Genomic DNA, 15,852 nt, shown 5'->3' on the forward strand with positions numbered 1-15,852 from the left:
CACCGTTATGCGCCGACGTACTCCCGCAGATGCTGGGCCGTGAGCGTCTCGCCAGCGGCGACGAGGTCGGCCGGGGTTCCCTCGAACACGATCGATCCGCCGTCGTGACCGGCGCCCGGGCCGATGTCGATGATCCAGTCCGCGTGGGCCATCACCGCCTGGTGGTGTTCGATCACGATGACGCTGTTGCCGGCTTCGACGAGGCGGTCCAGCATCCCGAGCATGTTCTCGACGTCGGCGAGGTGCAGGCCCGTGGTCGGCTCGTCGAGCACGTAGATCGCGCCCTTCTTCGCCATCGAGATCGCAAGCTTGAGACGCTGCCGCTCACCGCCGGAGAGGGTGTTGAGCGCCTGACCGAGCGTGATGTAGCCGAGGCCGACGTCGATCATGCGCATCAGGGTGGTGTGCGCAGGACCTTTGGTGAAGAACGCGGCCGCCTCGGTCGCCGACATCGCGAGCACTTCGGCGATGTTCTTGCCGTCGAGCGTGTACTCGAGCACCTCGTCGCTGAAGCCCGACCCCTCGCACAGCTCGCAGAGCGTCTCGACCGTCTGCGTGAAGCCGAGGTTCGTGATGATCACGCCGAGGCCGCGGCATGCGGGGCATGCGCCCTCGGAGTTGGCGCTGAACAGCGCCGGCTTCACGCCGTTGGCCTTGGCGAACGCGGAGCGGATCGTGTCGAGGATGCCCGTGTAGGTCGCCGGGCTCGAGCGCCGGTTGCCCTTGATCGGCGCCTGGTCGACGACCACGACATCGTCGAAGCCCGGCACGTTCCCGTGGATGAGCGACGACTTGCCCGAGCCGGCGACACCGGTGACGACGGTGAGGATGCCGAGGGGCACATCGACATCGACCTCTTTGAGGTTGTGCTGGGTCGCACCGCGGATCTCGAGTGCGCCCTTCGCGGCGCGCGTCGACTCCTTGAGCCGGGCGCGGTCGTCGAGGTGGCGCCCGGTGATCGTGCCGGAGGTGCGGAGGCCCCCGACATCGCCCTGGTACTGCACCTCGCCGCCTGATCGACCGGCGCCCGGCCCCAGGTCGACGATGTGGTCGGCGATCTCGATGACCTCGGGCTTGTGCTCGACCACGAGCACCGTGTTGCCCTTGTCGCGCAGGAGCTTCAACAGCCGGTTCATGCGCTGGATGTCGTGGGGGTGCAGGCCCGCCGTCGGTTCGTCGAAGACGTAGCTGATGTCGGTGAGCGCCGACCCGAGGTGCCGGATCATCTTGGTGCGCTGCGCCTCGCCGCCCGAGAGCGTCCCCGAGGCACGGTCCAGCGACAGATAGCCGAGTCCGATGTCGATGAAGGAGGCGATCGTCTGACGCAGCCCCACCATGAGCGGGGCGACGGACGGGTCGTCCACGGTGTCGAGCCACGCCGCAAGGTCCGTGATCTGCATGGCCGCGGCATCCGCGATGCTGATCCCGTTGATCTTCGACGACCGCGCGCCTTCGTTGAGGCGCGTGCCGCCGCAGTCGGGGCACGGCAGGAACTTCACGGCGCGGTCGACGAACGCACGGATGTGAGGCTGCAGCGACTCGCGGTCCTTCTGCAGCATCGACTTCGTGATCTTCGGCACGAGGCCCTCATACGTCATGTTGATGCCGTTGATCTTGACCTTCGTCGGCTCCTTGTAGAGGAAGTCGGCGCGCTCCTGGTCGGTGTAGTCCTGAATGGGCTTGGCCGGATCGACGAAGCCGGACTCGGTGAACCCCTTCACCATCCAGCCGTCGGGGTTGTACCCGGGTACCTGGATGGCTCCGTCCTGCAGGGACTTCGTCTTGTCGTAGAGCTCGTCGAGGTCGACGTCGCTCACCTCGCCGAGACCCTCGCACCGCGGGCACATACCGCCGGTGATCTCGAACGAGCGGCGCTCCTCGACCTGCTTGCCGCCCTTCTCGAGGGTGATCGCGCCGGCGCCCGACACGGACGGGATGTTGAACGAGAACGCCTGCGGCGAGCCGACGTGCGGCTGGCCGATGCGGCTGAACAGCAGCCTCAGCATCGCGTGCGCGTCGGTCGCGGTTCCCACCGTGGACCGCGCGTTCGAGCCCATGCGCTCCTGGTCGACGATGATCGCCGGGCTCACGTTCTCGAGCGCGTCCACCTCAGGGCGGTTGAGCTGCCCCATGAACTGCTGCACGAACGTCGGGTACGTCTCGTTGATGAGGCGCTGGGACTCGTTCGCGATGGTGCCGAACACCAGCGACGACTTGCCCGAACCGCTCACCCCGGTGAACACGGTCAGCCGCCGCTTCGGGATGTCGACCGACACATTCTTGAGGTTGTTCTCGCGGGCGCCGACGACGCGGATGACTTCGTGCGAATCAGCGATGTGGGAGTCCGATGCCATGCCGACGAGTATGCCCGCCAACCCGGACACCGCGCTTCCTGAATCCTGCTCGATCCTCGATCGGCGGCTCCCCGGGGCCTCTCGTACTTTTGGCGAGTCGCCAACGATGCCGCTCGCCGCGACGATTCCTGGCGATTCGCCGATTCGGACGACCCGGCCACGTTCGGCGAGTCGCCAGGATTTGCCTTCCGGCACGCCGATCTTTGCCGAGTCGCCAAAGATCGGACGAGGAACGGATGCCGCTGCTCAGGCCGCGTCGGACGCCGCGGGCTCGATCGCGAAGTTGTCGCGGAAGACGCACGTCGGGTCGTACGCCGCCTTCACCTGGCGCAGCCGCTCCAGCGTCGCAGGCGGGAAGGCCTCGGCGATCCGCTCCGGTCGCTCGGAGGAGTCGAAGCTCAGGTACATGCCGTCGACGTGGTCGGCGAGTGTGCGCCACTGCGCGTCGAGCCGGTCGGGGTGCGAGCCGAGGGCGGCGACCGAGAAGTTCGCCGACCGATGCGCGTACGCGGTCGCGTCCTCCTCGACGTCGGCAACGGCGCCGCCGACCGCGCGGAGCTGGAAGAACGGCACCGCGCCGGATTGCAGCATCCGTTCCACCGCCGCCGCGAAGGCGGGCGTGACGTGCTCGATCAGACCCGAGCGGGAGTGCGGCTCGCCCGCGCCGTGCTGCGGGCCGAGGTCGGCATTCGCCATGATCTGCGGATACGTCGTGAGCTGCACGGACTGCTGCACCAGCGGCGCGAGCTCGGCGAAGGGCTGCAGGCGCGCGATGATCGTGTCGGGGTCGTCGGAGTCGACGATGCCGTAGAGCTGCACCACCTGCGGCTGGCCGGGGCTCGGCCCGCCGGTCAGCAGGAACAGCGTGAGGTCGCGCGGCGAGGACTCGACGATGCGACCGTACCCCTCGAGGAACCCGGCGACGTCGTCGACCTGGAACGCGAGCTGCGCGTAGCCCACCTGGCCGACCTCGTCGACCTCGAACTCGAACGCCGTGACGATGCCGACGTTGGCGCCGGCCCCGCGCACCGCCCAGAAGAGGTCGGGGTGGGTCGCAGCATCCGTCCGCACGACCCTGCCGTCGGCCAGCACCACCTCGGCGGCGCGCAGATGGTCGATAGTGAGTCCGTGCTCGCGGGCGAGCAGGCCGATGCCGCCTGCCGTGGCGAGTCCGCCGACGCCCACGCCGCCGTAGTCGCCCGAGGTCAGCGCCCAGCCGTGCTCGCCGAGCGCCGCGGCGACCTGCGCCCAGCGCGCGCCGGGACCGATCCGCACGAGCCGGCGATCGACGTCGAGCACCTCGATCTCGTCGAGGCGGCGGAGGTCGATCACGATGCCGCCGTCGTTGGTGCTGCGGCCGCTGATGCCGTGGCCGCCGCTGCGCACCGCGAGCGGGAGCTCGGGATGCCGGCGCGCGAACGCGAGCGCCTCGGCCACCTGCACGGCCGACGAAGGCTGCAGCACGAGGCCCGGGCGTCCGCCGCGCATGTAGGTGGCACGCACGTCGCCGTAGTCGAAGTCGCCGGGCTCGATCGCGCGGAGGCCGGCCGGCACGTCGTCATAGGCGATTCCGTCACGGCGCGCGGCGAGCGCGGCTGCGGACCGGACGGATGCTGCGGCCGTGCCTCGCCGGCCGCGCTCGGCGGTCACGAGCTCGCGTACCGCGGGGGCGACGTCCTCGCCGAACCGCTGGAGCAGGTTCGGGTCGTCCGCCGCGATGATGAACGTGCCGATGCCGTCCTCGAGCGCGAGATGCGCGAGGCGCTCCGCGAACTCACGTGGGTCTGCGGCGAGCTGCCCGATGTTGAGCAGCCGCCGGACCTCGCGCGGGTCTCGGCCGACGGACTGCGCCGCCTTGTCGATCGCGGCGTTGCCCTTGGCGAGATCGCCCGGCTTCAGGTAGGCGAGCGACGGCAGCCACCCGTCGCCCTTGCGACCGGTGAGCGAGAGCATGCGCGGCTTGTACGCGCCGATGTGGATCGGGATGTCGTGCGCCGGACGCGGGCCGCGCTTCGCGCCATGCGCCGCGTGGTACTTCCCGTCGGTGAAGACGCCCCGGCGCTCGTCGGTGCGCCACAGCTCGCGGATGAGGTCGATCGCCTCCCCCAGCGCCGTCACGGCCTGGCCGGGCGTGAGCCGCGTGCCGCCCATCGCCTCGATGGCATCCCAGAAGCCTCCGGCGCCGAGGCCCAGGTCGAAGCGGCCGCCCGACAGCAGGTCGAGGCTCGCCGCCGCCCGCGCGACGACGGCCGGCGGGCGCAGCGGCACGTTCAGCACGTTGGGCGCGATCCGGACGGTCTCGGTGCGCGCGGCGACGAACGACATGAGCGTCCAGGTGTCGAGGAACGCCGGCTGGTACGGGTGGTCCTGGAAGGTGACGAGATCGAGGCCGGATCCCTCCGCCACCTGCGACAGGAGCACCGGGGCTTGGGGGCTCGCGGCGGAAGGAGTGATGAAGGCGCCGAATTCGAGCGGGTGTCCGTAGTCCACGATCCATTCGAACGCATGGGGACTGCGCGTTGTTCCTCGCCCTCAGCCGACGCGCCAGCAGCCGTCGACGTGGTCGTCGACCATGCCGGCCGACTGCATGAGTGCGTACATCGTGGTGGGGCCGACGAAGCGGAAGCCGCGCTTGCGGAGCGCCTTGCTCATGGCCTCCGCCTCGGCGGTGATCGCGGGCACCTCGGCGAACGTCGAAGGCCGGCGGTGGGATGCCGGCGCGAACGACCACATGAAGGCGTCCAGCTCGCCGGGCTCGAGCTCGAGCACCAGCCGCGCATTGGAGATCGTCGCCTCGATCTTGGCGCGATTGCGGATGATGCCGGCATCCGTCATGAGCCGTGCGACGTCGTCTTCGCCGAACGCCGCGACCGCCTCGGGATCGAACCCTGCGAAGACCTCGCGGAACCGCGGGCGCTTGCGGAGGATCGTGATCCACGACAGCCCGGCCTGGAAGCCTTCGAGGCTCATCTTCTCGAAGAGCGCGCGGTCGCCGTGCAGCGGCACACCCCACTCCTCGTCGTGGTAGCGGGCGTACTCGAGGTCATCGCCGACCCACGCGCAGCGCGCGCGGCCATCGGCGCCGAGGCGGACGTCGGTGCTCACCGCGCCAGCCTAGGCCGCGCCTGCGACTTCGACCCCGCAGCATCCGTTTCCCACTCGAGAAACCACTTCCGCGACGAGAAACCATGCGTGCCGCGATTTCACAGCGGGTCTGCGGTTTCTCACGCTCGACCTTCGCCCCCGCCCACAGGGGCGTTCAGCCGCCCGACACCCGCTCGATTCCCGGATGCCGCCGGCGTCGCTTACCTTGGAATGTCGGGTTGCTCGCGCCCGCAGCTGGGAGGCAGGACCATGAAGATCGTCGCGTCGGCGGATTGGCGGGACTCGGTCCCCTTCGAGAACCCCGTGCTCCTGGCAGACGTGGTCCCGGGCGAGCCGACGCGCTGCTTCTCGTGCGGCCCCGACTCCGAACTGCTGCCCCGCACCGAGCTGTGGGCGTACAAGCACCGGCACCCCAAGAACCACGACGGCTACGTGCGCTTCTACTGCGCGTATCACGTGCCCGCGGCGGCGATCGTCCCTCAGCCGGCGGCGGCCGCGCCGAACGCACGGTCGAAGTCGTCCTCGCCTCGTCCGGCCGCCGAGCGTCGCGTCGCCAAGGCCGTCATCCCCGAGCGCGTGCGCGCGATGTGCCCGAACTGCTTCGTCGAGGTGTCGGCGACCGGCGAGTGCGGGATGTGCGGCTGGACCGCGTCCTGACACCCGCCGGCCGGCGCGTCACTTCTTCTTGAGCGACTTCTCCGACACCGGCGCCTCCCCCGACGCGGCGAGCGCCCGGTAGTACTCGCGCGCCTCGTCCTGGCGCTCGCGCTCGGCACCCGACGCGATCGGCGCGCGCACGTGCTCGGGCGCGAAGCCGTAGGCATCGACGAGATCCTGTGCGTGCGGACGCAGCCGCGCCGCGAGCCGGTCGATGTAGCGGGAGACGGATGCTGCGCGCTGCGTGGAGAGCCGGCCGTTGATGATGTACCACGCAAGGTGCTTCTCGATGAGGTGCAGCCCGAACAGGTCGCGCAGCCACGTCAGCACCTGCTTGGTGCCCTCGTCGGACACGCGGTTCACGCCGTCGGTGAACGCCTCCCACTGAAGGAGCTCGCCGTGGGCGCGGGCTGCTTCGATGAGCTCCGCCTGGTGGCTGTTGAACAGGGCAGCCGCCTCGGCGGGCGACAGCTTGGGCGCCGGACGCAGCGCGGCGGCGACATCCGCCACCATCTGCTGCACCCGGCCTGCGAGCAGTTCGTGCTGCTGGTCGGTGCGCAGGCCGAGCTCGATCGAGCGCGCGGTCGACCCGAAGTCGGTCACCGTCTGTCCGAGCTGACGGAGCCCCGCGCCGTGGAACACCTTGCCCGCCGTCTGGCCGACGGCGAAGCGGGCGAGGGCCGCGGGATCCTTGCCTTTGAACTGCTTGGCGTAGTCCGACAGGAGGCGCTTGCCGACCAGCTGGAGCAGGACGTTGTTGTCGCCCTCGAAGGTGACGTACACGTCGAGGTCCTGGTGGAGGCCGACCATGCGGTTCTCGGCGAGGAAGCCGGAGCCGCCGCAGGCCTCTCGGGCCTCCTGGATCGTGCCCAGCGCGTTCCATGTGCTCAGCGGCTTGAGCGCCGCGGCGAGGGTCTCGAGGTCCTCGCGCTCCTCGGGGGTGTCGGTACGACCCGAGAAGACGGCGTCGAACTTCTTGAGCAGCTCGTCGTGGCTGAAGAACTGCGCGTAGTTCTGCGCCAGAAGCGGCAGGAGGCGGCGCTGGTGCTTGCCGTAGTCGAGCAGCACCACCTCTTCGGTGCCGGCGCCGGAATCGAACTGGCGGCGCTGGTTCGCGTAAGTGAGCGCGATGTGGAGGGCGAGCGCGGTGCCGGTGGTGGCGGCCCCGTCGAGTGACACCCGACCCTGCACGAGCGCCCCGAGCATGGTGAAGAAGCGGCGACCGGGCGTGGGGATATCGCTGGTGTATGAGCCGTCCGCGGCGACCTGGCCGTAGCGGTCGAGCAGGTTGAAGCGCGGGACCCGGACCTGGTCGAACGCGAGCCGGCCGTTGTCGATGCCGTTAAGGCCGCCCTTGACGCCGTCGTCCTCGCTGACGATGCCCGGGAGCATCGCACCCTCGTCGTCGCGGATCGGCACGAAGAAGCAGTGCACGCCGTAGTTGACGCCGCCGGTGATGAGCTGCGCGAACACCGTGGCGGCCTTGCCGTGCAGCGCTGCATTGCCGAGGTAGTCCTTGTACGCGCCGCGGAACGGCGTGTGGATCACGAACTCCTCGGTCTCGGGGTCGTAGGTCGCGGTCGTGCCGATGGCCGCGACATCCGATCCGTGTCCGGTCTCGGTCATGGCGAAAGCGCCGGGGATCGAAAGGTCGGTGATGCCCGGCATCCACTTGTCGTGGTGCTTCTCGGTGCCGAGCTGGAACACGGCCGAGCCGAAGAGGCCCCACTGCACGCCGGACTTGATCTGCAGGCTGGGGTCAGCGAGCACGAGCTCCTGGAAGCCGGCGAGGTTCGCGCCGTTGTCGTTGAGTCCGCCGAACTTCTCCGGCATCGCGCGGCGCGAGCCGCCGTGCTCGACGAGCAGGTGCAGCTGTGTCAGCACGCGCTCACGGTGCTCGTCCATCGACAGCCCGTCGATCCGCCAGAACGCGGGGTCCTTGATCATCTCGCGGGCCTCGCGGCGTGTCTCTGCCCACGTCCCGAGGAGCAGATCCGCGACCCCGGCGACATCGATGCGGGGCTCGGATGCCTCGGCTGCGGTCTGCGGAGCGGTCGGGGCTCCCCCGGCGGGCGTGTTCTTGTGGACGGCGGGCTTCTTGGTGCGGACGGCGGCGTCAGCCATGTGCATCACCTCTCGGTGCGACGGGGGAAGGGTCACGTTCCCCTCGACCGTAGGACTCCCACAACCCCGACTCAAAGCCTCTGGTGGATCTCCACAATGCTCATCCGACACTGGTGACGGATGCGTTGTGCGAGACGCACAGGCGAGCCGCCGCTGGAGCCCGGGCGAAGACCGTTGCCACTGCACCCGCGCGAACGTCCACGGCGAGCCCTAGGTGTGATGTCCAGGCAGGTTGTTGATCCTGCTGATGGGTGGGGCTCCGATTGCGGAGTGTCGCCTGTGGTGATTGTAGAAGTGGATCCAGCCGGGCAGGGCGTCGCGGCGTTCGGTCTCTGACGGGTAGAACTTCGCGTAGGCCCATCCGTCGGCCAGCGTGCGGTGGAAGCGCTCGATCTTGCCGTTGGTCTGCGGGCGGTACGGGCGGGTGCGCTTGTGTCTGATGCCGAGGTCGGCGCAGGCGTCTCGCCAGGCAAGGGACCGGTAGCAGGAGCCGTTGTCGGAAAGGACGCGCTCGACGGTCACGCCGTGATCGGCGAAGAACGCGATCGCGCGGGTGAGGACGCCGACGGCAGTCTCGGCTCGCTCGTCGTCGTGCTCTTCGACATAAGCCACCCGCGAGTTGTCGTCGACGACGGTGTGGAAGAACCCGGTGCCGGTCCTCGGCTTGTGGTCCTTGCCGCGCGGCAGTCCTGGCGTCTCGAGCTTGTTCCGGGCGCCCTGCTGCCGTCCGACGAACCGGTGCCCGCCGCCGTCGGGGATGCGACCGAACTTGGTGACATCGACGTGGATCAGTGCGCCGGGATGGTCGTGCTCATAACGGCGGATCGGCTCCCCGGTGACCCGGTCGATCGCGGAGAGGCGGTTGAGGCCGCAACGCACCAGAACCGCGTGAACGGTCGACGGAGCCAGACCGAGCTCACCGGCGATCTGGACCGGGCCCAGCCGACGCCGCCAGCGGGCCTTCACGATCTTCTTCACAACCGGCGACGGCGTCTTCGCAGGCATCGAGCGGGGGCGGCTCGACCGATCCGACATCCCCGCCGGCCCCTCGGATCGGAATCTGGCCGCCCACTTCCGGGCTGTCACGGTCGAGACCATGAACATCTTCGCTGCCACCTGCAGTGGCCACCCCTCGTCGACGATAAGGCGCGCGAGGCGCAGTCGGGCACGGGGAGTCAGAGCAGCGTTAGCGTGGGACACGAGGGCCTCCTGCGTTCGTGAAGCGGTTGAACTAGACAGCTCCACTTCACAACCGGGAGGCCTTCGCTACTCAGCTACTCCGGGCGTGTCCCGAAACAACGTCCCTGGACATCACACCTAGGCTCAGGTCATGGCCCCGCCCACGGCGATCACGACCGCGTTCATCCCCGTGCACGATCCGCGCGCGAGCGCGCACTGGTACGCGGACGCCTTCGGCCTCGGCGTCATGGAGGAGAACGACTCCTCCAGCGTGCTCGCGGGCTCGCACGGACAGGTGACGCTGATGGGCCCGAAGAGCGGCATCAGTGTCGCGCCCGGCCTGCCGTGGGCCACGTGCAACTTCCGCGTCGACGACCTCGCCTCCGTGCACGAGCGCCTCGCACGGCTCGGCGCACACCCGAGCGACGAGCTCGGCGACCCCGACCGCTGCCTCTTCTTCACCGCCACCGACCCCGACGGGAACACCATCCTCGTCACCGACCGCTGACGAGATGACCGACGACGACGCGACTCTCGACATGTCGCCGCTCGACCTCGACGGCCGCGAGCCCGATCTGGACGAGCGGTTCGGCGAGGGGGTGCTCGATGAGAAACTGTGGTGGCCGCACTACCTCCCGCACTGGTCGTCTCGCGCGCGCACCGCGGCGCGCTACTCGATCGCACCCGATGCGCTCGAGCTGTTCATCGACGCCTACACCGCCCCGTGGTCCCCCGAGTTCGACGGTGACGTCCGCGTCTCGCACCTGCAGACCGGCCAGTTCTCCGGTGAGCGCGGCAGCCGAATCGGACAGCACCGCTTCCGCGACGGCCTGGCGGTGCGCGAAGAGCAGCCGCAGCGCCGGCTCCACCTCCCGCGATTCGGCGTGATCGAGGTGCGGATGGCGGCGGTGCGCCACCCCGACGCGATGGTCGCATTCTGGCCGATCGGCTTCGAGGACCAGCCGGAGAACTCCGGCGAGATCTGCATCGCCGAGATCTTCGGAAGCGACTTGGATGACGCGGGCGGCTGGGTCGGAGTCGGCGTCAAGCGCCAGCACGACCCGCGGCTCCGCGACGACTTCGAGAAGGTCCGCGTCGAGGGCGACCTCACTGAGATGCACGACTACGCCGTCGAGTGGACACCCGACGCGGTGCGGTTCTTCATCGGCCACCGCTGGGTGAAGACCGTGCGCCAGACGATCGACTACCCCGTCCAGCTCATGCTCGACCTCTACGAGCTGCCGCGTGCCGACGGCATGCGCGACATCGCAGCGCTCCCCCATACGCTGCGCGTCGAGCGGGTGCGCACCTTCCCGCCGCTCTGACCCCGGCTCAGAAGAGCCCGACGATGCGCCCCTCGTCGTCGACGTCGATGCTGTTCGCGGCGGGAGTCACCGGCAGCCCGGGCATCGTCATGATGTCGCCGCAGATCATCACGACGAATCGTGCCCCGGCCGCCAGCCGCACCTCGCGGATGTCGACGACGTGCCCCGTCGGCGCACCGCGCAGCTTCGGATCCGTGGAGAACGAGTACTGCGTCTTCGCGACGCACACCGGGTAGGACCCATAGCCCTCGTCCTGCAGGCGCTTGATCTGCGCGCGGACGGTGGTCGAGGCGGTGATCTCCGACGCCCCGTAGATGCGCGTCGCGATCGCGCTCATCTTGCGCCACAGCGACGCGTCATCCGGGTAGGTGAAGCGGAGAGCGGATGCTGCCCCCTCGGGTTCGGCGGCGCGCTCGTCGCAGAGCCTCACGACCTCGCGCGCCAGGTCCTCCGCCCCGGCGCCCCCCTGGGCGAAGTGCTTCGCGACCACGGCCGTGACCCCGACGGACTCGGCCGCCGCAACGAGCGCCGCGGTCTCCGCATCCGTGTCCTCCGCGCGATGGTTGATCGCGACGACCGTCGGGATCCGCCAGGTCTCGCGCAGGGTCTCCAGATGGCGCAGGAGGTTTGCGGTGCCGTGCTCGAGGGCGGCAACGTTCTCGTGCGGAAGGTCGGCGACCTCGACACCGCCGTGGTACTTCATGGCGCGCACCGTCGCGACCACCACCGCGACGTCGGGCCGGAGGCCGGTGGTGCGGCACAGGATGTCGACGAACTTCTCTGCGCCCAGGTCGGCGCCGAAGCCCGCCTCGGTCACGACGTAGTCGGCCATGCGCAGCGCGGAATCGGTCGCGAGGTAGGAGTTGCAGCCGTGCGCGATGTTCGCGAACGGGCCGCCGTGCACGAACGCCGGCGTGTGCTCGAGGGTCTGCACGAGGTTCGGGGCGAGCGCGTCGCGCAGGATCGCCGCCATCGCGCCGTGCGCCTGCAGGTCCCGGGCGCGGATCGGGCTGCGGTCGCGGGCGTACGCGACGACGATCTCGCCGAGGCGATCCTTGAGGTCGGCGAGGTCGGTCGCGAGACAGAAGATCGCCATCACCTCGCTCGCCACGACGATGTCGAAGCCGTCCTCGCGGGGATAGCCGTTGGACGGACCGCCGAGGCCGATCACGGCGTCGCGCAGCGCGCGGTCGTTCACGTCGAGCACTCGCCGCCAGGTCACGCGTCGCACGTCGATGCCGAGGGCGTTGCCGTGGTGCACGTGGTTGTCGATGAGCGCCGCGAGCAGGTTCGTCGCGATCGCGATCGCCGAGAAGTCGCCCGTGAAATGGAGGTTGATGTCCTCCATGGGCACGACCTGCGCGTACCCGCCGCCGGCGGCGCCGCCCTTCATGCCGAACACCGGCCCGAGCGCGGGCTCGCGCAGGCAGATCATGGCCCGCTCGCCGATGCGGGTGAGCGCGTCGCCGAGGCCGACGGTGGTCGTCGTCTTGCCCTCCCCCGCGGGCGTCGGCGAGACGGCGGTCATCAGCACGAGCCGTCCGCGCGGCCTCTCCTGGAGCGTCCGCAGGTGCCGCAGCGACACCTTCGCCTTGAAGCGGCCGTACGGCTCGAGCTCCTCGTCCGGGATGCCGAGCCCCTCGGCGATCCGGGTGATCGGCCAGAGCTCGGCCTGCTGTGCGATCTCGATGTTGCTCGTGGCCACGCTCGCTCCCCGTTGCGGGCCTCGTCGCCCGCCTCCGTCAGCCTATGCGGCGGGCGCTCACTCGTCGCGGATGCGCACCGAGAGGCACGTCACGCAGCCCTCGAGCTTCTCGAACTCCGTGATCGGCGTGGTGACGACCTCGAGCCCGCGCGACCGGTAGAGCTCGGCGGTCTCGGGAGCGTCGGCCGACATGAGCACGGTGGCGTCGTCCAGCACGACGACGGCGGTGCCGTGCTCCTCGGGCACCGCCAGGAAGTCCGGGTAGGCGGCCGGGTCGTCGACGAGCGGCTCGAACCCGACGACCGTGCCGTCGGGGAGCGCGGTCACTCCGCTCTTCAGGTGCAGCACCTTCGACACCGGCACGGCGACGACGCTCCAGCCGCGCGGCGAGAGCAGATCGCGCAGCTGGGTGATCCCTTCGTCGTTCGTGCGCAGCGTCCGCCCGACGTACACCGTGCGCCCGACCTTGAGCACGTCGCCGCCGTCGAGCGTGCCCGGCGGCTCGATCGCGCGATACGGGATGCCGGCATCCTCCAGCGCCGACCGCGTCGAGGCGATCTCGCCTCGACGGGACTCGGCTCCCGGGCTCGTGAGCACCGCCAGGTCGCCGAACATGACGACCGCGTCCTCGATGAACACCCCGTCGGCGTGCTCGTCTGCCGGGTCGACCTGGACGACCTCCCAGCCCCGCTGCCGGAACACGTCGACGTACGACTCCCACTGACGCTGCGCGAGCGCGGCGTCGACCGGCACGCGCTCGATGTGCGTGAGCTCGCCCTCCGCGAGACGGGGGGATGGGCGGCGGACGAGAAGGCGCGGCATGGGCGCAAGGCTACCGCCGCGGCGCCGGGCGGCAGCATCCGTTCCTCTTCTGACGTCTGTGATCCCAGACGCCGTTCGGGCGGGCGGGCTGTGCCCGATGCGCCTCACCCACCAGACTGGGAAGACCCCGGCGCCGTGGCCCGGGCCACCTCGTGGGGAGTCCGACATGGCCGCACTCGGCGAGCAGCTCTTTCGACGCAAGCCCATCGTCATCCAGCAGAAGCACCACAAGGGCGAAGAGCTCGCCCGGAACATCGGCACCTTCCAGCTGATGATGTTCGGCGTCGGCGCGACCGTCGGCACCGGCATCTTCTTCGTTCTGAGCGAGTCGATCCCCGAAGCGGGCCCCGCGGTGATCATCTCGTTCATCGTCGCGGCGATCTGCGCCGGCCTCTCGGCGCTGTGCTACGCCGAGCTCGCCTCGGCTATCCCGGTGAGCGGCTCCACCTACTCGTACACGTACCACGCACTGGGCGAGATCTGGGCGGTGATCATCGCGGGCTGCGTGCTGCTGGAGTACGGCGTCGCCGTCTCGGCGGTCGCGGTCGGCTGGAGCGGCTATTTCAACGAGCTGCTCGAGAACACGCTCGGATTCCGGCTGCCGGATGCCCTGTCGGTGTCGTTCATCCCCGGATCGGACGCAGCGGCGACCGGCGGCATCATCAACCTTCCCGCCGTCGTCCTCGTGGGCCTGTGCTGTCTGCTCCTCATCCGAGGGGTCGCCGAGTCGGCCACGGTGAACACGATCATGGTGCTGATCAAGCTCGGGGTGCTGGCGCTGTTCATCGTCCTCGGCTTCACCGCGTTCAACGCCGACCACTTCGAGAACTTCTTCGCGTTCGGCGCCGCCGGCATCAGCGCGGCGGCAGCGACCATCTTCTTCTCGTTCATCGGCCTCGACGCCGTCGCGACGGCGGGCGAGGAGGTGCGCAACCCGCAGAAGGCGCTCCCGCAGGCGATCGTCGGCGCCCTCATCATCGTCTCGACGGTCTACATCCTGGTCGCGATCGCGGGGCTCGCCGCCGAGCCGGTCGAGTTCTACTCCACCGAGGAGGCCGGTGAGGCAGGCCTCGCCCAGATCCTGGAGAACATCACGGGCAACCCGGTCTGGGGCACGATCCTGGCGGCCGGCGCGGTCGTCTCGATCTTCTCGGTGACGCTCGTCACGCTGTACGGCCAGACCCGCATCCTGTTCTCGATCTCCCGCGACGGCCTCGTCCCCCGCCGGTTCCTCAAGGTCAACGCCAAGACGATGACGCCGATCTACAACACGATCGTCGTCTCGGCGATCGTCGCGGTCATCGCCGGGTTCGTTCCGTCGGACTATCTGTGGGACACGGTCTCGATCGGCACGCTGGTCGCCTTCAGTGTCGTCGCGCTCGCGGTCATCGTGCTGCGGCGCACGAAGCCGGACCTCGAGCGGCCGTTCCGGGTTCCGCTCTACCCGGTGGTGCCGATCCTCACCATCGCGGCGTGCGTCTACATCCTGTCGGGGCTCGCGGCCATCACGTGGGTGATCTTCGGCGCCTGGATCGCGATCGTGCTGCTCTACTACTGGTTCTACGGACGGAGGCACGCGACGCTGAACGACTACACCTCTCCGGAGCAGATCGCCGAGCCGATCCATCCCGAGGACGAGACGTGACGTACCTCGTCGGCTACGGACCGCGCAATGACGATCGCAGCGCGATCGAACTCGCGTTCCAGTTCGCTCGCTCGCATCCCGAGCCGGTCGTCGCGGTGTCGGTCGTTCCGCAAGGGTGGGGCACCCCGCTCGCCGGCGGCGTCGACCGCGAGTACGAGGAGTGGGCCGCCGGCGAGGGCCGGCTGAGCGCGGAGCTGGCCCTGGCGGACTTCGCCCACCACCCCGGCATCCCCGCCGAGGCGGTGTGGGTCGCGGGCAGGTCGGCGCCTGCGACGCTCATCGAGCAGGCCATGGCCCGCGACGCCCGGATGATCGTCGTGGGGTCGGCCGAGGAGGCGGAGCCGGGGCGCGTCCGGCTTACTTCCAAGACCGATCGGCTGGTGCACTCCTCGCCCCTGCCGGTGGCCATCGCGCCGCGCGGCTACCGCACCAGCAGCGCGGTCACGAGGGTGACCGTCGGCTTCCGTGACGACGACGCCAGCTGGTCGCTGCTCAACCGCGTCGCGGAGTTCAGCCGGATCGCGTCGGCCAGGATGCGCCTGGTCACGTTCCTCGTGAACCCGTCGCGCCGCCCCGTCACCACCGACATCAGCCACGCGCAGACCCAGGTCATCGAACTGTGGACCGTGCAGGCTGCCGCCGCGCTGCGGGAGGCGACGACGCACCTGACGGCACTCGGATTCTCGGACGACGAGCTCGAGTACGGCATCGCCGCCGCCGGCGACTGGGGCACCGCGGTCTCGTCGGTCGGCTGGACCGAGGGCGATGTCATGGTCGTGGGGTCGTCGTCGACGCACCGTCTGGCCCAGGTGTTCCTGGGTTCGAGTGCGTCGAAGATCCTGCGCCACGCATCCGTGCCCGTCGTGGTCGTGCCGGGCGCGGGCGCGTAGCGGCGGCACAGGCTCGGACGACGACGGATGCTGCGCCGCGAGGTCG

General features: G+C 69.7%; 12 protein-coding genes. 5 read left to right on the plus strand and 7 right to left on the minus strand.

Annotation, left to right across the window (positions count from 1 at the left end):
- Positions 1 to 5 precede the first annotated feature (5 nt).
- From MRBLWH7_RS12390 to MRBLWH7_RS12400, 3 genes are all read right to left on the minus strand, one after another.
- Positions 6 to 2,354, minus strand: a complete 2,349-nt coding sequence (locus MRBLWH7_RS12390; protein WP_341994889.1) for an excinuclease ABC subunit UvrA — start codon at positions 2,352 to 2,354, stop codon at positions 6 to 8.
- 246 nt (positions 2,355 to 2,600) lie between these two features.
- The gene (locus MRBLWH7_RS12395; RefSeq protein WP_342002036.1) at positions 2,601 to 4,847 is read right to left on the minus strand and encodes an LLM class flavin-dependent oxidoreductase; all 2,247 of its coding nucleotides are present in this window, start codon (positions 4,845 to 4,847) and stop codon (positions 2,601 to 2,603) included.
- Positions 4,848 to 4,886: 39 nt separating this feature from the next.
- A complete protein-coding gene (locus MRBLWH7_RS12400; protein ID WP_341994892.1) occupies positions 4,887 to 5,459 on the minus strand; it encodes a DNA-3-methyladenine glycosylase I in 573 nt (190 codons plus the stop codon).
- A gap of 249 nt (positions 5,460 to 5,708) precedes the next feature.
- Between MRBLWH7_RS12400 and MRBLWH7_RS12405 the strand changes: the two genes are divergently transcribed.
- Positions 5,709 to 6,116, plus strand: a complete 408-nt coding sequence (locus MRBLWH7_RS12405) for a glucose-6-phosphate dehydrogenase (RefSeq protein ID WP_341994894.1) — start codon at positions 5,709 to 5,711, stop codon at positions 6,114 to 6,116.
- Positions 6,117 to 6,134: 18 nt separating this feature from the next.
- Here MRBLWH7_RS12405 and MRBLWH7_RS12410 read toward each other — a convergent pair whose 3' ends face one another.
- Together MRBLWH7_RS12410 and MRBLWH7_RS12415 are read right to left on the minus strand one after the other, a co-directional pair.
- Complete coding sequence (locus MRBLWH7_RS12410) at positions 6,135 to 8,240, minus strand: acyl-CoA dehydrogenase (RefSeq protein ID WP_341994896.1); 2,106 nt, start codon at positions 8,238 to 8,240, stop codon at positions 6,135 to 6,137.
- 210 nt (positions 8,241 to 8,450) lie between these two features.
- Positions 8,451 to 9,440, minus strand: a complete 990-nt coding sequence (locus MRBLWH7_RS12415; RefSeq protein WP_341994898.1) for an IS481 family transposase — start codon at positions 9,438 to 9,440, stop codon at positions 8,451 to 8,453.
- A 130-nt stretch (positions 9,441 to 9,570) separates the two neighbouring features.
- Here MRBLWH7_RS12415 and MRBLWH7_RS12420 point away from each other — a divergent pair, with 130 nt between their 5' ends.
- Together MRBLWH7_RS12420 and MRBLWH7_RS12425 are read left to right on the plus strand one after the other, a co-directional pair.
- Entirely contained in the window at positions 9,571 to 9,927 is a 357-nt protein-coding gene (locus MRBLWH7_RS12420) for a VOC family protein (RefSeq protein WP_341994899.1), read from the plus strand.
- Positions 9,928 to 9,931: 4 nt separating this feature from the next.
- Positions 9,932 to 10,744 carry a glycoside hydrolase family 16 protein gene (locus MRBLWH7_RS12425; RefSeq protein WP_341994901.1) on the plus strand — a complete coding sequence of 271 codons (813 nt, stop codon included), beginning with the start codon at positions 9,932 to 9,934 and terminating at the stop codon, positions 10,742 to 10,744.
- Between the two features lie 7 nt (positions 10,745 to 10,751).
- On the opposite strand, the gene MRBLWH7_RS12430 is transcribed toward MRBLWH7_RS12425, so the two are convergent.
- On the minus strand, positions 10,752 to 12,449 hold the full coding sequence (locus MRBLWH7_RS12430) for a formate--tetrahydrofolate ligase (protein WP_341994903.1): 1,698 nt from the start codon (positions 12,447 to 12,449) through the stop codon (positions 10,752 to 10,754).
- 57 nt (positions 12,450 to 12,506) lie between these two features.
- The gene (ddaH, locus tag MRBLWH7_RS12435) at positions 12,507 to 13,271 is read right to left on the minus strand and encodes a dimethylargininase (RefSeq protein ID WP_341994905.1); all 765 of its coding nucleotides are present in this window, start codon (positions 13,269 to 13,271) and stop codon (positions 12,507 to 12,509) included.
- A 166-nt stretch (positions 13,272 to 13,437) separates the two neighbouring features.
- Between ddaH and MRBLWH7_RS12440 the strand changes: the two genes are divergently transcribed.
- Both MRBLWH7_RS12440 and MRBLWH7_RS12445 read left to right on the plus strand, forming a co-directional pair.
- Positions 13,438 to 14,916: an amino acid permease gene (locus tag MRBLWH7_RS12440; protein WP_341994908.1), complete on the plus strand. Its 1,479-nt coding sequence runs from the start codon at positions 13,438 to 13,440 to the stop codon at positions 14,914 to 14,916.
- Positions 14,913 to 15,806 (plus strand): universal stress protein, encoded by an 894-nt coding sequence (locus tag MRBLWH7_RS12445; RefSeq protein ID WP_341994909.1) that lies wholly within the window; start codon positions 14,913 to 14,915, stop codon positions 15,804 to 15,806. The genes MRBLWH7_RS12440 and MRBLWH7_RS12445 overlap by 4 nt, the downstream gene beginning before the upstream one ends.
- Positions 15,807 to 15,852: the final 46 nt, after the last annotated feature.

This window comes from Microbacterium sp. LWH7-1.2 (assembly GCF_038397755.1).
Taxonomy (GTDB): Bacteria; Actinomycetota; Actinomycetes; order Actinomycetales; family Microbacteriaceae; genus Microbacterium.